The organism is Phycisphaerales bacterium (genome assembly GCA_016699835.1).
GTDB lineage: Bacteria > Planctomycetota > Phycisphaerae > Phycisphaerales > UBA1924.
In genome coordinates this window covers 1405427-1420398 of the sequence record CP064987.1, presented here as the reverse complement: position 1 = coordinate 1420398, position 14972 = coordinate 1405427, and the positions used below count along the sequence as shown (strand labels likewise).

General features: G+C 66.3%; 13 protein-coding genes. 7 read left to right on the top strand and 6 right to left on the bottom strand.

Annotated elements, in window-relative coordinates:
- Window positions 1-334: 334 nt before the first annotated feature.
- Window positions 335-811 carry a hypothetical protein gene (locus IPK69_05900; protein ID QQS10150.1) on the top strand — a complete coding sequence of 159 codons (477 nt, stop codon included), beginning with the start codon at window positions 335-337 and terminating at the stop codon, window positions 809-811.
- 17 nt (window positions 812-828) lie between these two features.
- Here IPK69_05900 and IPK69_05895 read toward each other — a convergent pair whose 3' ends face one another.
- From IPK69_05895 to IPK69_05885, 3 genes are read right to left on the bottom strand one after another with little or no spacing between them, the layout of a single operon-like run.
- On the bottom strand, window positions 829-1662 hold the full coding sequence (locus tag IPK69_05895) for a HEAT repeat domain-containing protein (GenBank protein ID QQS10149.1): 834 nt from the start codon (window positions 1660-1662) through the stop codon (window positions 829-831).
- 51 nt (window positions 1663-1713) lie between these two features.
- Window positions 1714-2619, bottom strand: a complete 906-nt coding sequence (locus IPK69_05890) for a hypothetical protein (GenBank protein ID QQS10148.1) — start codon at window positions 2617-2619, stop codon at window positions 1714-1716.
- A 16-nt stretch (window positions 2620-2635) separates the two neighbouring features.
- The gene (locus IPK69_05885; GenBank protein QQS10147.1) at window positions 2636-3442 is read right to left on the bottom strand and encodes an ABC transporter ATP-binding protein; all 807 of its coding nucleotides are present in this window, start codon (window positions 3440-3442) and stop codon (window positions 2636-2638) included.
- A 237-nt stretch (window positions 3443-3679) separates the two neighbouring features.
- On the opposite strand from IPK69_05885, the gene IPK69_05880 reads away from it, so the two are divergent.
- Window positions 3680-4660, top strand: coding sequence for an NAD(P)H-binding protein (locus IPK69_05880; protein QQS10146.1), 981 nt, complete (start codon window positions 3680-3682; stop codon window positions 4658-4660).
- Window positions 4661-4764: 104 nt separating this feature from the next.
- On the opposite strand, the gene IPK69_05875 is transcribed toward IPK69_05880, so the two are convergent.
- The 3 genes from IPK69_05875 to IPK69_05865 all read right to left on the bottom strand — a co-directional run bounded on the left by IPK69_05875 (window position 4765) and on the right by IPK69_05865 (window position 8995).
- Entirely contained in the window at window positions 4765-5406 is a 642-nt protein-coding gene (locus IPK69_05875) for an ABC transporter ATP-binding protein (GenBank protein QQS10432.1), read from the bottom strand.
- 77 nt (window positions 5407-5483) lie between these two features.
- Window positions 5484-5873 (bottom strand): STAS domain-containing protein, encoded by a 390-nt coding sequence (locus IPK69_05870; protein ID QQS10145.1) that lies wholly within the window; start codon window positions 5871-5873, stop codon window positions 5484-5486.
- Between the two features lie 86 nt (window positions 5874-5959).
- Window positions 5960-8995 carry a phosphoribosylformylglycinamidine synthase subunit PurS gene (locus IPK69_05865; protein QQS10144.1) on the bottom strand — a complete coding sequence of 1012 codons (3036 nt, stop codon included), beginning with the start codon at window positions 8993-8995 and terminating at the stop codon, window positions 5960-5962.
- Between the two features lie 277 nt (window positions 8996-9272).
- On the opposite strand from IPK69_05865, the gene IPK69_05860 reads away from it, so the two are divergent.
- The 5 genes from IPK69_05860 (at window position 9273) to IPK69_05840 (ending at window position 14937) form a co-directional block, all read left to right on the top strand.
- Window positions 9273-11198 carry a glycogen/starch synthase gene (locus IPK69_05860; protein QQS10431.1) on the top strand — a complete coding sequence of 642 codons (1926 nt, stop codon included), beginning with the start codon at window positions 9273-9275 and terminating at the stop codon, window positions 11196-11198.
- The gene (rnhA, locus tag IPK69_05855) at window positions 11195-11668 is read left to right on the top strand and encodes a ribonuclease HI (protein QQS10143.1); all 474 of its coding nucleotides are present in this window, start codon (window positions 11195-11197) and stop codon (window positions 11666-11668) included. The genes IPK69_05860 and rnhA overlap by 4 nt, the downstream gene beginning before the upstream one ends.
- A 159-nt stretch (window positions 11669-11827) precedes the next feature.
- The gene (locus tag IPK69_05850; GenBank protein QQS10142.1) at window positions 11828-12883 is read left to right on the top strand and encodes a type IV pilus twitching motility protein PilT; all 1056 of its coding nucleotides are present in this window, start codon (window positions 11828-11830) and stop codon (window positions 12881-12883) included.
- A 92-nt stretch (window positions 12884-12975) separates the two neighbouring features.
- On the top strand, window positions 12976-14202 hold the full coding sequence (locus IPK69_05845) for a type II secretion system F family protein (protein ID QQS10141.1): 1227 nt from the start codon (window positions 12976-12978) through the stop codon (window positions 14200-14202).
- A gap of 51 nt (window positions 14203-14253) precedes the next feature.
- Window positions 14254-14937, top strand: a complete 684-nt coding sequence (locus IPK69_05840; GenBank protein QQS10140.1) for a prepilin-type N-terminal cleavage/methylation domain-containing protein — start codon at window positions 14254-14256, stop codon at window positions 14935-14937.
- Window positions 14938-14972 lie beyond the last annotated feature (35 nt).

The following is a 14972-nucleotide window of genomic DNA, read 5'->3' as shown; positions in this document are numbered from 1 at the left end:
CCCGCGGGGCGTCGCGACCAATGGCGACAGAGGACACAGAGGAATACCACGCTCCAGTCCAAAGCGACTCCGATTCTCGTCCCGTATCGTGCCCGGCACGAACGCCCCACGGACGAAGGGCCGGACCGCGATTCAGATACACCACTACACTCTCCCACGCATGACGCGATGGACCAGTGGGCAACACGAGGGGGGACGAACGAGCGATACGTGGGCGCGACAAGGTCGTCGTGTACGCACGGAAGTTCCTGGATCGGTCGGCATTCTGCTCGTGGCATGCGGGCTCCTCGCCGGATGTGCCGGCGGCCCCAGTGTCATCCCGCCCGAGGTCGCGATGAACGCGACGGCACCTTTCGTGCCAACCTCGATCCGGATCTTCCCGCTCTCGCACGTCGAGACCACCCAGCCCCAGCCAAACAAGCCGTCGAGGCCCGTCGTCGTGCTGCATCTGGAACTCAAGGACGCCTATGGCGACGCGGCCAAGGCCCTGGGGCGATTGCAGGTCACGCTCGGTCGCTCGGCCAGCGGGCTGGACCCCTCGCTCGAGCAGCAGGAACTCCGCTGGGACGTCTCGGAACTGCTCGACCCCGAATCGAACGCCGCCCTCTTCGACCCCGCGACGCGGACGTATCGCGTGCAACTCGACGCGCCCGCATGGGTGCTCGAGACGATCGAGGGAACGACGCGCGGCGGTCGTTCGATTCCGCCGGGCGCGGTGCGCGTCCGCGTCGCCTTCGCGCTGGGCACGCGCGAGCAGATCGAAGAGAGCGAGCCGATCTTCCTCACCGACGAGTTCACGCTGCAGAAGTGAGCGATTGTTCGAACTGCTCAGCCGCCGAATCGTTCGGGAAATCCCTTGGGCAATCCCGCCGACTCGTTTTTGGGCCCTTGGACGAGCGGGAGATATTCCCACCACGAGGGCGACCGGAAGTAGGCCGGGTGGACATACGCCGCTCGGGCGGCAAAGAGCGTGCGCGATTCGCCCGCGGTCTGCGACCAGCGGACCCACGCCCCGCGGTCGAGCCCGAGGTCGTTCCCCGTGAGCGTGCGGAGCGACGCCTCGGCACGCCGATTCACGCTGAGCCGATTGTCATCGAGCGCGGCGATCAGCGCCTGCACCACGCGACCCTCGGCGTACTGCCCGAGCGCCTCGGCGATCTCCGCACGCACCTCGGGCTGCGGCTCCTTCTTGGGGTCCAGCCGCTCCAGCAGCGCGTCCACCACCTTCGGCTCGTGCAATCGCTGCAGGCCCTTGGCGGCCTCGAGGCGAACATCCTGGTTGTCGTCCATGAGCAGCGGCACGAGGCTCATAGCCTGCGAGGGCACGCCGTGGTTCGCGATCGCGCGGGCCGACGCGAGGCGCACGCCGGGGTCAGGGTCGCGCAGGCCGTCGGCAAAGAGTTGCATGTACAGCGGCTCGCCGGCGAACTTCGCGTTGGCGAGCAGAAGCGTCCCGCGGAATCGCCGCTGCGGGTCATAGGGATCGAGCGCCATATCAGCGGCATCGGCGGGCGACGGGCCACGGAGCACCTCGCGCAACGACTTCGCCCCGGGCGTCGCCGAGAAGTCCGCGCCGCAGCCCGAGAGCGCGAGAACCAGACCAAGGGCGGCCGCAACGACGCCTAGGCTGGACAGAGGCGAGCAAGACTTCAGAGAGTGCATCGGGCGAGTATATGGATGCGTGATCGCGAGGCCGATGTGGCGAGAGCGCGGCTACTCATCCTGCTCGGCGATCGGTGGCCCAAGAACTTCCCGGAGGATGATGGCCTTGCGGAGGTCGCGGGCGGAGACGCCGAAGGTGGGTTTGGTTCGCCGTGCCGAGGACAGACCAGGGCGACCAGTCCGGCGGCGGACATTGTGCTCGCCGGGTTCCTCATGCGGGGCCTTGGCGGCAGGATCAACCTGGGTCTGTGAGGCGCGGGTGAAGTGATCGCCGAGATCGGAGGTCAGCGCGTACGCCTCGTCGGACATGGGCTGGGGGAGCGGGGCCGAGGGGCGCGCCGGGCGCTGCGGCTGGCGTCGCTGCACGGGCGTAGGCTGGGCATAGGTGGGCGGCGGCGTGCGCGAGGGCGGCACGGTGGGACCGGAGCTGCCGGGGATGCGACTGGGCATCCGCGCCGGACGCGGAGCACGGGTCGGCACGGGGCGCTGGACTTGTGTCTGGGTCGGCACCGGCGGCGGGATCGACGGCGTGCCAACTGGAGGCGTCCGTATCGGCGTCGTCGAGGTCGGACCCGAAGTCGGGTTCGATGGTGGAACACGAGCGCTCGTCCCGGCAAGTTCGGCGGCTCGACGTCGGCGGAGTTCCTCCAGCCGGGCCTGGCGGCGGGCGGCGATGTCCTCAAGGGAGCGAGAGGCCGGTTGGGATGGAGTGCCACCGGTGGATATCGTGGCGATGGTGGGCGCGGGCCGCCCCGAGAGTGTGGTGTCGGCGTCGTCTCGGCCCCCGGTGCGAAGGCGTTCGAGTTCGCGGCGTTCGCGCTCGATGATGAGTTTGCGGCGGGCCTTGTGCTCGGCAACTTTCTTGAGGATGGTGCCGCCGATAGAAAACCCGATGATGATGATCCAGATGATCACCTTGGGGTTGAGGGAGGAGAGATATTGGAGGAGTTGCTTCACGTCGGCGAACCTCGGATCACTGTACGTCGGCCGGGACCCACGCGCCGCGTGAGCGGGACTCGCCGAAGTGAACGAAGGGAATGTGGTAGAGGCGCTCGAGGATCTGGCCCGGCGAGCCTTCCTCGAGGACATCGTGGGTGGAGCCTTGGGCGAGGATGTCGCCGTGGTCGCTGAGGGCGATGACACGGTCGGCGTGCCGTAGGACGGTGGTGACATCGTGGAGGACGACGCCGACCGTGCCGCCGGCGCGGGCGATGGACTTGAGTTCACGCATGGTGGCGAGGGCGTGCCTCGGGTCCATGGCGCTGATGGGCTCGTCGGCGAGAAGGACACGGGATTCTGGCGCCTGGTGCTCGAGTTGGACGAGGGCGCGGGCGAACGAGACACGCTGTTGCTGCCCGGCGCTCAGTTCGTGGACAACACGACCAGCCTCGCCAACGAGATCGAGACGCTCAAGGACGCGATGGACGGCGCCAGGGTCGAATGTGCGGCCGTGGAGGCCGAGCGCGCAAACCGCACGGACTGTGAAATCGAAGGCGACGAGGGAGGCGCTGCCTCGCTGGGCCATGTAGGCGAGACGCGTGGCACGCTCGTGCAAGGAGATGTCGCCGAGGATTCGACCCGCGAGGGTGATGTCCCCCGTGGCGTGCCTGGCGTCGGACATGACGCCGGCGAGGAGGCGGAGCAGCGTGGACTTGCCGGCGCCGTTGGGCCCGATGATGGCTGTGAGGGAGGAGCCAGGAAGTTCAAGGTCAAGAGCGCGAAAAATGGGCCGGGCGGGGTCATTGGGGTAGGCGAAGGTGAGATTGCGGGTGGCGAGCATGTGGAACGTGACGATGTGGAGGGCGTGAGTGCGTTGACTTCGATCTGTTCTTCAAGAGGACGCAGGCGGGTCGACTGTGCCACACTGGTTGTAGGAGAACGGAGAGGCCGGCAGGCCGTTTCCCTCCCTCTGCCATGAGTTGGGGTCGAGTTGCTCCGGGTGGTATCTGAACCAACGATCGGGGGGTAGCAGACGACACGAATCCTGGTTTACGGATGATACTGGAAGGACGATCGCATGAGCAGCACCACGGTGGCGGTGACGGGCGGGGCGGGGTTTGTCGGGCGAAGCGTCGTCGCCCAACTCTTGCACGAAGGCTACACCGTCCGCGTGCTGGCTCGCGACGCAAAGGAAGCCCGGCGGCTGCTCGGGGCCTCGGACAAACTGACCGTGATCACGGGGGACATTCTCGACGAGATGTGCCTAGAGGACCTCCTCAAGGGGGCACAGGCGTGCGTCCACCTCATCGGGATCATCCGCGAGGCGCCGGGCGGGCAGACGTTCGAGAAGTGCCACGTGGAATCGACGCGCGCGGTGGTGGTGAAGGCCTGCGAGCGGCTCGGCGTGAAGCGATACCTGCACATGTCGGCGCTGGGTGTCAGCGAACTGAGTACAACGGCATACCAGAAGACCAAGTGGCGTGCCGAACGGATCGTCGCGGACTCGGCGCTCAAGTGGACGATATTCAGGCCCAGCCTGATCCATGGAAAGGGGAGCGAGTTCATCGCGATGATCACGGGTCTGGCCTCGGGGAACGAGCCGCCATACTTGTTCATTCCGTACTTCGTGGGTGAAAAGGCCGACGACACCGTCCCGCTGGGCTCGGTGGAGCGTCCGATCCCGCGGGTGCAGCCGGTGTATGTGGGCGATGTGGCGCGCTCGTTCGTGAGCGCGCTCAAGCGTGAGGAAGCGGTGGGGGAGATCTACAACCTCGCGGGGAGCGAGACGGTGCCATGGCCGAGTCTCTTGAAGACCCTCCGCGACGCGACGCACGGGAAGGAGAGCCTGCAGCCGGTGGGCGTGCCCGCAAAGGTCGCGTCGATCGGGGCGATGGTGGCGAAGCACGTGGGGCTTGGCGGGCTGCTGCCGTTCGATGAGGGAATGCCGATCATGGCGGCCCAGGACTCGCTGGCCGAGACAACAAAGGCACGCCAGCACCTCGCTGTGCAGTTCAGCGGCTTCGCGGAGTCGCTGGCGACCTACGCGGATCAGTTGTAGGAGGTCTTTGGTGGCACCGTGGTGTTCCTCGTGAACTTCGCTCGATCACCGCACTGAACAGCGGCGTCACCATGAGCGCGCCTTGAGCACGTGGCGTTTGAGGTTCAACTCGCCATCGCGCCCACACGCTCGTCGGATTCAACCAGTCCGTCACGCAACCGGATCACACGCTCGCATCGCTCGATCATCTTCGGGTCGTGGGTCACCATGAGCACGGTCATGCCGGCCTCGTGCAACTCGTCGAAGAGATTGAGGATCTGACCGCCGGTGGTCGAATCAAGGTTCCCCGTGGGTTCGTCGGCCATGAGAATCGTCGGCTCGACGACCAGCGCCCGCGCGATCGCGACGCGCTGCTGCTGCCCGCCCGAGAGTTGACGCGGGCGGTGATCCATCCGGTCGGCCAGGCCCACGCGCTCGAGGACCCGTCGCGCCCGGTCGGCACGCTCCTGCTTGGGGACGCGCTGATAAAAGAGCGGGGCGGCCACGTTCTCCTCGACCGTCAACTGCGGGATCAGGTTGAACGACTGGAAGATGAACCCGACCATCCGCCCGCGGAAGCGTGAGAGTTCCTCGTCCTCCATCTGGCGCGTGTCGCGTCCGCCCAGGATGTACTCGCCCTCGCTGGGCCGATCGAGACATCCCAGGATGTTCATGAGCGTGGACTTGCCCGAACCAGACGCGCCCATGATCGCGACGTACTCCCCCTGGCGGATCGTGGCGTTCACGCCCCGAAGGGCCTCGACCATCACGCTTCCATCGGGGCGGTAATACGTCCGTCGGACATCCCGCAGGACGATGACCGGCTCGGCGCGCGCGTCGACGCTCAACGCCGGCCTCCGCGCGGGCCGTCGGCCTTGGGTGTCTCGTCGTCGTTGGCGATGTCGATCTGGATCGCCGCGAGCGCGGTCATCGGGTCTGGATGGAACTGGAAGACCTTGTCCAGACCGGTCACCATGAGCACGGACCAGACATCGTCCGAGACCGAGCACAGCCGCAGCGTCCGCCCGGCTTCCTTCAGGCGGCTCTTGATCTTGAGAAGTTGGGCAAGGTTGGAACTGTTGACATACGACACACCGGCGAAGTTCAGGACGACGCTGGGCTTGCGGGCGTCGGTGGACTCCAGACGCTGCACAATCCCCGTCAACTCATCAGAGAGAGCAGGCTCATCGGCGAGTTCCGCAATCACGATGTCGTCAGACCATTCCGTGGGCATGGCGACAAGTATAACGGATCGATCTTGATCGCGGTTCGGTGTTCGCACGATGTTTGTGACGAGAGTGTCACGGCAGGCCCGGCTGATTACCAATCCAGGGGATTGAGCCAGGCTTTGGCGAGGTCACGGACCTCGAGGTCGAGGTGCTGATCGCGCCAGGAGAGGCGGCCTGTCTCGGTGAGAACGCCGAGGATCTCGAAGCGAATGCCCGGCTCGCGCTCGGCGATGGTGCGCGCGCGAGCGACGTCGTCCTCGTGGATCTCGAGGATGTAGCGCGAGGGGGATTCGGCGAACGCGAGTTGGTGGGGCGAGGCGTGCCCATGGCCCATGAGGAGGTCGGCGCCGAGTGAGGGTGTTGGGGCGTCGGGGCCTGTGGTGGCGATGAGCATCTCGGCGAGGGCGACGAGGAGGCCACCCTCGGAGCAGTCGTGGGCGCTCTGGATAAGTTGTCCCGCGATCATGGCGTGCACCGCTCGCGCCGTCGCGGGGCCGACACGGAGACTTGGCGCGGGGATGTGGTTGGCGAGCGGTCCCCACGACTCGTGCACGCCGAAGCGCTCGGCATAGAGGCTGGCACGCATCTCGGGCGTGGTCTGCCCGACGAGGGCGAGGACATGCCCCGGGCGCTTGGCGTCCATGGTGATGGCGTGGGCGGCGTCCTCGAGTCGCCCGAGCCCGGTGATGAGAAGCGTGGGGGGGATCTCGATGACCTTCTTCTCGCCGGTCTTGGGGTCGGTGTAGCGGAGTTGGTTGTTGAGCGAGTCCTTGCCGCTGACGAATGGCGTGCGATAGGCGTGGGCGGCGTCGTAGCACCCCTCGCAGGCGCGGACGAGCGTGGCGAGGTTGGCGGGCTTCTCGCACGAGGGCCAGCAGAAGTTGTCGAGGATGGCGATGCGCGACGGGTCGGCGCCGACGCAGACGAGGTTGCGCACGCACTCGTCGATGGCGGCGAGCGCCATGGCGTAGGTGTCGCCGCCGAGGGCCGGATCGCCGACAGGCGTCTGCAGACCACAGGCGATGGCGACGCCGGCGGGTGAGCCTGGTACGGGCTGGAGCACGGCGGCGTCGCTCGGGCCTCGACCCGATGGACCCACCAGCGGCTTGACGATCGTGTTCCCCTGCACCTCATGGTCATACTGGCGAATAAGCCAGTGCTTGGAGGCGATGGTGGGATGGGCGAGGAGCGAGAGGAGCGCATCGGCAATTGCGGGAGGCGTGGCGGAAGTCGGATTCGTCGGGCTTGCGGGCGTGGACCAGACGGCCTCGCGCGTGGGCGTGGGGATGCCGTCGTGCAGGAAATGCATGGGGAGGCGCCCGACCTCGGTCGCGTGGTACAGGAGGACGAGGTCCTGCTCGGGCGTGCCGAAGTGCCCGAGATCGGCGAACTCGACGCCCTCGTCTTTGCAGATGGCGCGGAGCGCGTCGATGTGCTTCGCGGGGACGGCGAGGATGATGCGTTCCTGGGCCTCGCTGATCCAGATCTCGGTGTAGGAGAGGCCGGCGTATTTCAACGGCGCGCGATCGAGGTGGACCTGGGCGCCGAGCGTCGAGCCGAGTTCGCCGATGGCGGAGGAGAAGCCACCCGCGCCGCAGTCGGTGAGAGCCGAGTAGAGCGGCGTGCTGTTCGGGCCGGCGCTGCGCGCGCGGAGAATGGCATCGAGGAGGCGTTTCTCCTCGATGGCGTTGCCGATCTGGACGGCATGGGCGAACTCGGTGGAGGCGCTGGACTCGAGTTCCGCGGAAGAGAAGGTGGCGCCGTGGATGCCATCGCGTCCGGTGCGTCCGCCGAGCGCGATGATGTGATCGCCCGACGCGGGTGCGCCCTTGATGCGGTCGCGCGGGAGCAGGCCGATGCAGCCGCAGAAGACGAGGGGATTGCCGACGTACCGGTCGTCGAAGTGAACGGCCCCGTTGACGGTGGGGATGCCCATGCGGTTGCCATAGTCGCGCACGCCCGCGGTGACCTCGCTGAGGATCCGGCGCGGCGGGATGGTGCCGGGCGGGAGCGTGTCGGCGGCACGCGTGGGATGGGCAACGCAGAAGACGTCGGTGTTCGCGATGGGCTTGGCGCCAAGGCCGGTCGCGATGACGTCGCGGATGCACCCGCCGACACCGGTGGCGGCCCCGCCATACGGCTCGATGGCGCTGGGGCGGTTGTGCGTCTCGACCTTGATGTTGACGGCCCAGCGGTCGTCGAGCGCGACGACGCCGGAGTTGTCCTTGAAGACCGAGAGCGCCCACGTCACTCCATCGGCGATGAGTTCGTGCGTGGCGGCGGCGATGGTGGATTTCAGAAGGTTGGTGATGGTGACGGTGCCGTCGGGGTTGATGGTGTGCCCGGGGCGGGGCTTCCCGGTCTGTGGAGTGGGCAAGTCGCCCGCGTACCGAACTGTGCTCTTGAGAGTCTTGTGCACGCAGTGCTCGGACCAGGTCTGGGCGATGGTCTCGAGTTCGATGTCCGTCGGCTCTCGCCCGAGCGTGCGATACTCGGCCTGCACCGCCCGCATCTCATCGAGGCTGAGAAAGAGGTGCGCCTGACGCGACATTGACAGGAGTTGCTCGTCGCTCAGGTCGCGGATGGGAACGTGGCGGAGATTGAGCGTGTAGACGTGGCCTTTGGGGAGGCTCTTCGGGTGGAAAGGCGCGGTCGTGATCTGGTGGATGACGGGGTTGGCGAGCGTCGCGCGGGCGAGGTCGATGGCCTGGTCTTTGGTGAGGCCATCGATGTCGAAGCGAATCCCGGTGGAAACATCGGCCTCGATGCCCAGGAGGTCGGCGATCGCCTCGCGCACGCTTTGCGCGGCCGGGTCCATCACGCCGGGGAGGGGATGGACCTCGATCGTGGTGTATTTGGATGGCGTGGGATTTGTGCCCCGGGAGGCCACCTCGCAAACGGGATCAGCGAGGAGTTGCGAGGCGAGGCGGTCGAGATGGACATCACTCAGTGTCGCCTCAATGAGATAGATGGACGCGGTCTGGGCGTTGGCGCGCAGGCCATGGGACTCGGCACTCCGAGCGAGGGCGTCGGCACGCGGGTCGGTCTGGCCCGGCTTGGCGCGGACCTCGAATCGGTGGACGCGCGGGGTCAGTGTGCTCGTGTCTGCGGCAGTGGCTGGGGGCATGGGCGCGATCATATGGATGCGGCGATGCGGATGCCGTGTGTACAGTGCTGTCGTCATGGGCAGGCGTCCGTCGAAGAAGGCGACGAGAGAGGCGGGCGCACGCTCGGTGGGATCGTCCGGGCGTGCGTCGTCGCCTCTGGATTCAGTCGCGGGGTTCGTCGAGCCGAAAGACCTAGGCGTGCAACCGAGCGATCCACAAGTTCAACGAGACCACGAGGCCCTGGCGCGTGACGTCGTCGGCGAGGGGGCCGTCCCCGCGGAGCGGCCGACGATCGTGATGCCGCGCGCCGGCGAGGCGGGGCTTCTGCTGGAGTTCGCGTGGGAGGTCTGTAACCAGGTCGGCGGGATCTATCAGGTGATCCGGTCGAAGGTGCCGTTTGTCCGCTCGCGCTGGGGCGAACGGTACATGCTGGTAGGCCCGTTTGACGCGGGGAAGGTGGGCCTGGAGTTCGAGCCGATGCCCGCGCCGGAGTGGCTCGAGGCCGTAATCGGGCGCCTTCGCGACGAGGGTCTTCGGGTGCACCACGGGACGTGGTTGATCCCCGGCAGGCCGAGGGTCTTGCTACTCGAGCACTGGGGGTCGGCGGAGCATCTGGCGAAGGCGAAGTACGCGATCTGGAAGGACCATGGCATCGAGACGCCCGGCTCGGACTGGCTCATCGATGGCGTGGTCTCCTTCGCCGACGCGTCGAGGCGGCTGGTCGAGGCGATCGCGGAGGAGCGCACGAGGCGCGCCCACGAGGGGACGGTGATCGCCCACTTCCACGAGTGGATGAGCGGCATGGCGATCCCGATGCTGCGCCATCGGAACGTGCCGGTGACCACGGTCTTCACGACGCACGCGACGCTGCTGGGAAGGTACATCGCCTCGGCTCATGACGATCTCTACGACCGTCTGCCCTGGATCGACCAGGCGCACGAGGCGGCAGCGTACAACATCCGCGCCCAGCACGCCATCGAGCGAGCCAGCGCCCACGGGGCCCACGTCCTCACGACCGTCTCGTCGATCACGGCGGAGGAGTGCGCGTCACTCCTCGGGCGGTCAGTGGATGTGGTGACGCCCAATGGCCTCTCGATCGGGATGTACAACGCCGGGCACGATCAGCAGCGGTTCCATCAGGAGTACAAGGACTGGATCCATCGCTTCACGATGGGGCACTTCTTCCCGAGTTACTCCTTCGATCTGGATCGGACGCTGTACTTCTTCACGAGCGGGCGGTTCGAGCCACACAACAAGGGGTTCGATCTCTGCCTGGAGGCGATGGCGCGCCTGAACTCGGAACTCAAGACGAGAAACCTCGGCAAGACAGTGGTCTTCTTCGTGGTCTCCCGACGAGCGACCAAGGGGATCAATCCCCTCGCGATGGAAAAACGTGGCGTGCTCAACGAGTTGTGGGAGGTCTGCGAGAAGATCACACAAGGCGTCGGCTCGCGACTCTTTTATCGCTCGGCGTCGGGCGGACGCCTGAAACTCGACGATCTCGTGGATGAGTATTGGATGTTGCGGTATCGCCGGGCGCAGCACGCGCTCAGGCAGCCCTGCCTGCCGATGGTCGTGACGCACATCCTCGAGGATGATGTGCACGATCCGGTCTTGAACCACGTCCGCGTGCTGGGTCTCCTCAATCGCGAGGAGGACCCGGTCAAAGTGGTGTATCACCCGGACTTCATCACGCCGACGAACCGTCTGTGGGAGATCGAGTACGACCAGTTCGTGCGTGGGTGCCACATGGGGATCTTCCCGAGCCTGTACGAGCCGTGGGGCTACACGCCGCTCGAGTGCATCGCGATGGGCGTCCCCGCGGTGACGAGCGACCTCGCGGGGTTCGGAAGGTACGCGCAGGAGACCTACCAGGACCACGACGCGTGGGGCCTGACCGTGCTGAAGCGGCGTGGGCGCTCGTTCCAGGATGCCGCGGGCGACCTCGCGAGGCGAATGCTCGACTTCTGCACGCTCGAACGCCGCGACCGCATCGCGCTGCGCAACGAGGTCGATCGACGATCCTGGGAGTTCGACTGGGAGAAACTCGGCAAGGCGTACACGACGGCGTACGACCTGGCCCTTGCGCGATTCGACGCCGAACGCTCCGGCGAGACCGGCGGCGTCGCGATGGTCTCGGCGGCGTCACTCGTCGCGGGCCGACGGATGGGGATGGGTGGTGTCGGGAGCGCGGGTGGATTCGGCGTGGAGCGGGCGCGATGACGCACCACTTTGCCGGTCTCCCACGCGTGGAGTTGCACACCGATGGGGCGTGCTCGGGGAATCCCGGGCCGGGTGGGTGGGCGTACATCCTCAAGCACCCGGCGAGCGGGACGGCCCGCGAGGCGAGCGGGGCCGAGTTGGACACGACCAATAACCGTATGGAACTCCGCGCGGTGATCGAGGGGCTGAAAGCGCTCACGAAGCCTTCGGGTGTCGATCTGTTCTCGGACTCGAGGTATGTCCTCGACGGGATGAAGAGTTGGATGGCGAACTGGAAGAAGCGCGGCTGGACGACCGCGGATCGCAAGCCCGTGAAGAACAGGGACTTGTGGGAAGCGCTCGACCTCCTGATGCAGACCCACGACGTGCGCTTTCATTGGATACGCGGGCACAGCGAGCACCCGGAGAACGAGCGGTGCGACCGGCTCGCGGTGGCGGCCCGCGAGGCGCTGGTGGCGAATCCCGACTGACTCGCCGGTGGACCGGGGCGAACTGTGCCGACTGTGCGGGTTGTGCCTCGCTTATGGGGTTTGGTGTGGGGTAGGAGAATCGAGCGCGAGGGCTTCGTCAACATGAGAGGTCGAAGGACCGATGTGTAGGGGCACGGCTAGCCCGGATGGAGGCCCCCATTGGACCTGCTCAAGATTCTCAAGGCGGCATATGAAGCGGACGCGTCGGACGTTCACCTGATCGCGGGACAAGTTCCCGTGATGCGAGTGCACCAGGTCATGACGCCTATGGACCTTCCGGTGATCACGCCCGAGGTGGGGCGCCGGTTCCTGGAGCAGATGGCTCCCTCCGAGGCGCTCGCGACCTTCGAGAAGCAGAAGGACGCCGACTTCTCCTTCGCGGTGGACGGGCTGGCCCGCTACCGCGTGAACGCGCACATGCAGCGCGGCAAGGTCGGCATGGCGATGCGAATGATCAAGACGAAGGTCCCGCCGCTCGCGGCATTGAACCTTCCCGAGGTCATCGCGCGTCTGACGTACCTCCCGCGAGGGCTAGTGCTGGTGACGGGGGACACAGGCTCGGGCAAGTCCACGACGCTCGCCGCCATGATCCAGGCGATGAACGAGCGGTATCGCAAGCATATCATCACGCTCGAGGACCCGGTCGAATACGTCTTCGAGAGCAAGGAGTGCGTGATCGAGCAGCGTGAACTCGGGCAGGACATGCCCACGTTCGCGTCGGGCCTCAAGCACGCGCTGCGTCAGGACCCGGACATCATCCTCGTCGGCGAAATGCGAGACCTGGAGACGACGGCCCTGGCGATCAGTGCCGCCGAGACGGGCCACCTCGTGCTCAGCACGCTGCACACGGTGAACGCCTCGCAGACGGTCGAGCGAATCATCGATATGTACCCGGCCGGCCAGCAGAACCAGATCCGCTCGATGCTGGCGAACACGCTGCAGGCGGTCGTCTCGCAGACGCTGTTCAGTCGAATCGATCGGGCGGGCATGGTCCCGGCGACGGAGACGCTCTTGTGCACGCCCGCGGTGCGCAACCTGATCCGCGAGTGCCGGACCTTCGAGATTCCCAACGTGATCGAGACGAACCGCGCTATCGGGATGATGAGCCTGGACGCGTCGATCGCCGAGGCGTACTTCAACGGGATGATCAGCCGGGAGGACGCGATCGCGCAGTCCGCATACCCGGACAAGCTGGAGCGTCAGTTGGCGGCCTGAGTGTGTCGGAGGTGTGTGGAAAGGAGGTTGGACGGTCGGAACATTCGCGGCGTCGCGAGACGCACGGAGAACCCCGGCGGGTCCAGTGAGACATGGCCAACTATCGCTACCAGATTCGCAACGCCAACGGCCAGGTGCAGGTCGGGGTCGTCTCCGCCGACACGGCCCAGACCGCCGCGGCGGTTCTGCGCAACCAGGGGTCGCATGTTCTCTCCTTGACCGCGGTGAGCGGAAGCGAGGAGGCCAAGTCTCTGATGGATCGCTTCCGCGAGGCGAACTCGGGGAAGCCCACGCAGAAGCACGTCCTCGACTTCACCACGCAGTTGGCGGTCATGATCCGCGCCGGCATCAACCTCCGCGCGGCGCTCGACGGCATCGGCGAGCAGACCACCCACGTCGGGTTCAAGAAGGTCATCATCAAGCTCAAGAACGACGTCGAGTCGGGCAAGCAGTTCTCGGAGGCGATCGCGAAGCACCCGAAACTCTTCAACCCGCTCTACGTCAACATGGTCCGCGCCTCGGAGATGTCGGGCAGTTTCTCGAAGATGCTCGACCGAATCGCCGCGTACATCGGGCAGCAACTCGAGACGCGGAAGATGGTCGTCGGCGCCGCGATCTACCCGGTGATCATCGGCACGCTGGCGGTCGGCGTGACGGTCTTCCTGCTCACGTTCGTGCTCCCCAAGTTCGCGGGCGTCTTCCAGGGCAAGGAGGAGATCCTCCCCTGGGCCACGAAGTTCCTGCTGGGGCTCTCGAAGTTCATGGTGGAGAAGTGGTACCTGCTCCTCGCGGGCGCCTTGATCATCGGCGGCGTCGTCTTCGCGTTCACGAAGACCGAGGTCGGTCGCTTCTGGGTGGACAAGGCCAAGTTGAGCGTCCCGATCTTCCGCGGGATGTTCCGGGCGCTCTACATCAGCCGATCGCTCCAGACGATGGGCCAGTTGATCAACGCCGGCGTGCCGATGCTCGACACGCTCTCGATCACCGGCGAGATCTCCGGGAACTCGATCTTCCGCTCGGTGTGGCTGAAGGTGCACGCGCACGTGAAGACCGGCAAGAAGATCACCCACGCGCTCATGAAGGACGCGATCCTTCCCAAGGCGGTCACCCAGATGATCGCCGCGGGCGAGGAGTCCGGTAAGTTGGGCGAGGTCCTCGACGAGATCTCGGTCTTCTACTCCAAGCAGTTAAAGGACGCGATCAAGGCGGCAACGTCCATGATCGAGCCCATCATGATCCTCATGATGGGTACAGTCGTCGGCTTCATCGCCATGGCCATCATTCTGCCCATCTTCAAGATGAGCCAGATCGTGAAGTAATCGATATTCCTTGTCGAGGGACCGCGAGGGTCCCCTCGGGAGGGAAGGCTCATGATCCACGACATCGCCGGAACGGTTCGAGCGGTGCGCCGGCGTCGGCGCGGGCCTCGGGCGTTCACGCTCCTCGAGACGATGATGGCCCTGGTCATCATCGGCGTCGGGATCCTCGCCTACGTTGACGCCCAGACGTCCTTCATCAAGACCAACGGCTGGTCGTCCCAGGCAGGCACCGCAATGCTGCTGGCGAACGAGATCCGCGAGATGACTCGTCGCCTGCCGCGGCACGACCCCGTCACCGGGCTCTTCGTCGACGGGAGCAGCGGCAGCCCGGTGCTCGTGGGCTGGGGACGCGAGGCCGGCGAGGCGACCGCCGCCGACATCGACGACATCGACGATCTCGACGGGATCCAGTTCGGCAACGGCGGGACGCTCCCAGGTCCCATCGACGCGTACGGCAACGTCGTGCCCGAGGTGGACATCAACGGCCTCGTGGAGACAAACTCCGGCGTGCCCGTCCCGCTCGAGGGTTGGTCGCAGCGGGTCATCGTCGAGAAGGTCGATCCGTACAACTACAGCACGGTGCGGGCGGCGGGTTATTCGCAGGCGGCAACCTCGTCGCTCCCGGCGATCCCCGTGAACGGCTTCCCGCTTCGTGTGACGGTGGTCGTGGAGTATCAGAGCGTGAACGACGCCTCGCCGCAGGAGATCGCGCGGGTGACGTGGGTCCGCCCGTAAGGGTGCGGCGTGGGTGGGCGCGTGGAGGATGTGGA

Bases quoted from the DNA above. Each gene is read 5' to 3' on its own strand.
- IPK69_05865 (QQS10144.1), bottom strand. From the start codon at position 8,995: ATGCCCCCAGCCACTGCCGCAGACACGAGCACACTGACCCCGCGCGTC.
- IPK69_05880 (QQS10146.1), top strand. From the start codon at position 3,680: ATGAGCAGCACCACGGTGGCGGTGACGGGCGGGGCGGGGTTTGTCGGG.
- IPK69_05845 (QQS10141.1), top strand. From the start codon at position 12,976: ATGGCCAACTATCGCTACCAGATTCGCAACGCCAACGGCCAGGTGCAG.
- IPK69_05860 (QQS10431.1), top strand. From the start codon at position 9,273: ATGCCGCGCGCCGGCGAGGCGGGGCTTCTGCTGGAGTTCGCGTGGGAG.
- rnhA (QQS10143.1), top strand. From the start codon at position 11,195: ATGACGCACCACTTTGCCGGTCTCCCACGCGTGGAGTTGCACACCGAT.
- IPK69_05885 (QQS10147.1), bottom strand. From the start codon at position 3,442: ATGCTCGCCACCCGCAATCTCACCTTCGCCTACCCCAATGACCCCGCC.
- IPK69_05840 (QQS10140.1), top strand. From the start codon at position 14,254: ATGATCCACGACATCGCCGGAACGGTTCGAGCGGTGCGCCGGCGTCGG.
- IPK69_05875 (QQS10432.1), bottom strand. From the start codon at position 5,406: ATGGTCGAGGCCCTTCGGGGCGTGAACGCCACGATCCGCCAGGGGGAG.
- IPK69_05895 (QQS10149.1), bottom strand. From the start codon at position 1,662: ATGCACTCTCTGAAGTCTTGCTCGCCTCTGTCCAGCCTAGGCGTCGTT.
- IPK69_05870 (QQS10145.1), bottom strand. From the start codon at position 5,873: ATGCCCACGGAATGGTCTGACGACATCGTGATTGCGGAACTCGCCGAT.
- IPK69_05900 (QQS10150.1), top strand. From the start codon at position 335: ATGAACGCGACGGCACCTTTCGTGCCAACCTCGATCCGGATCTTCCCG.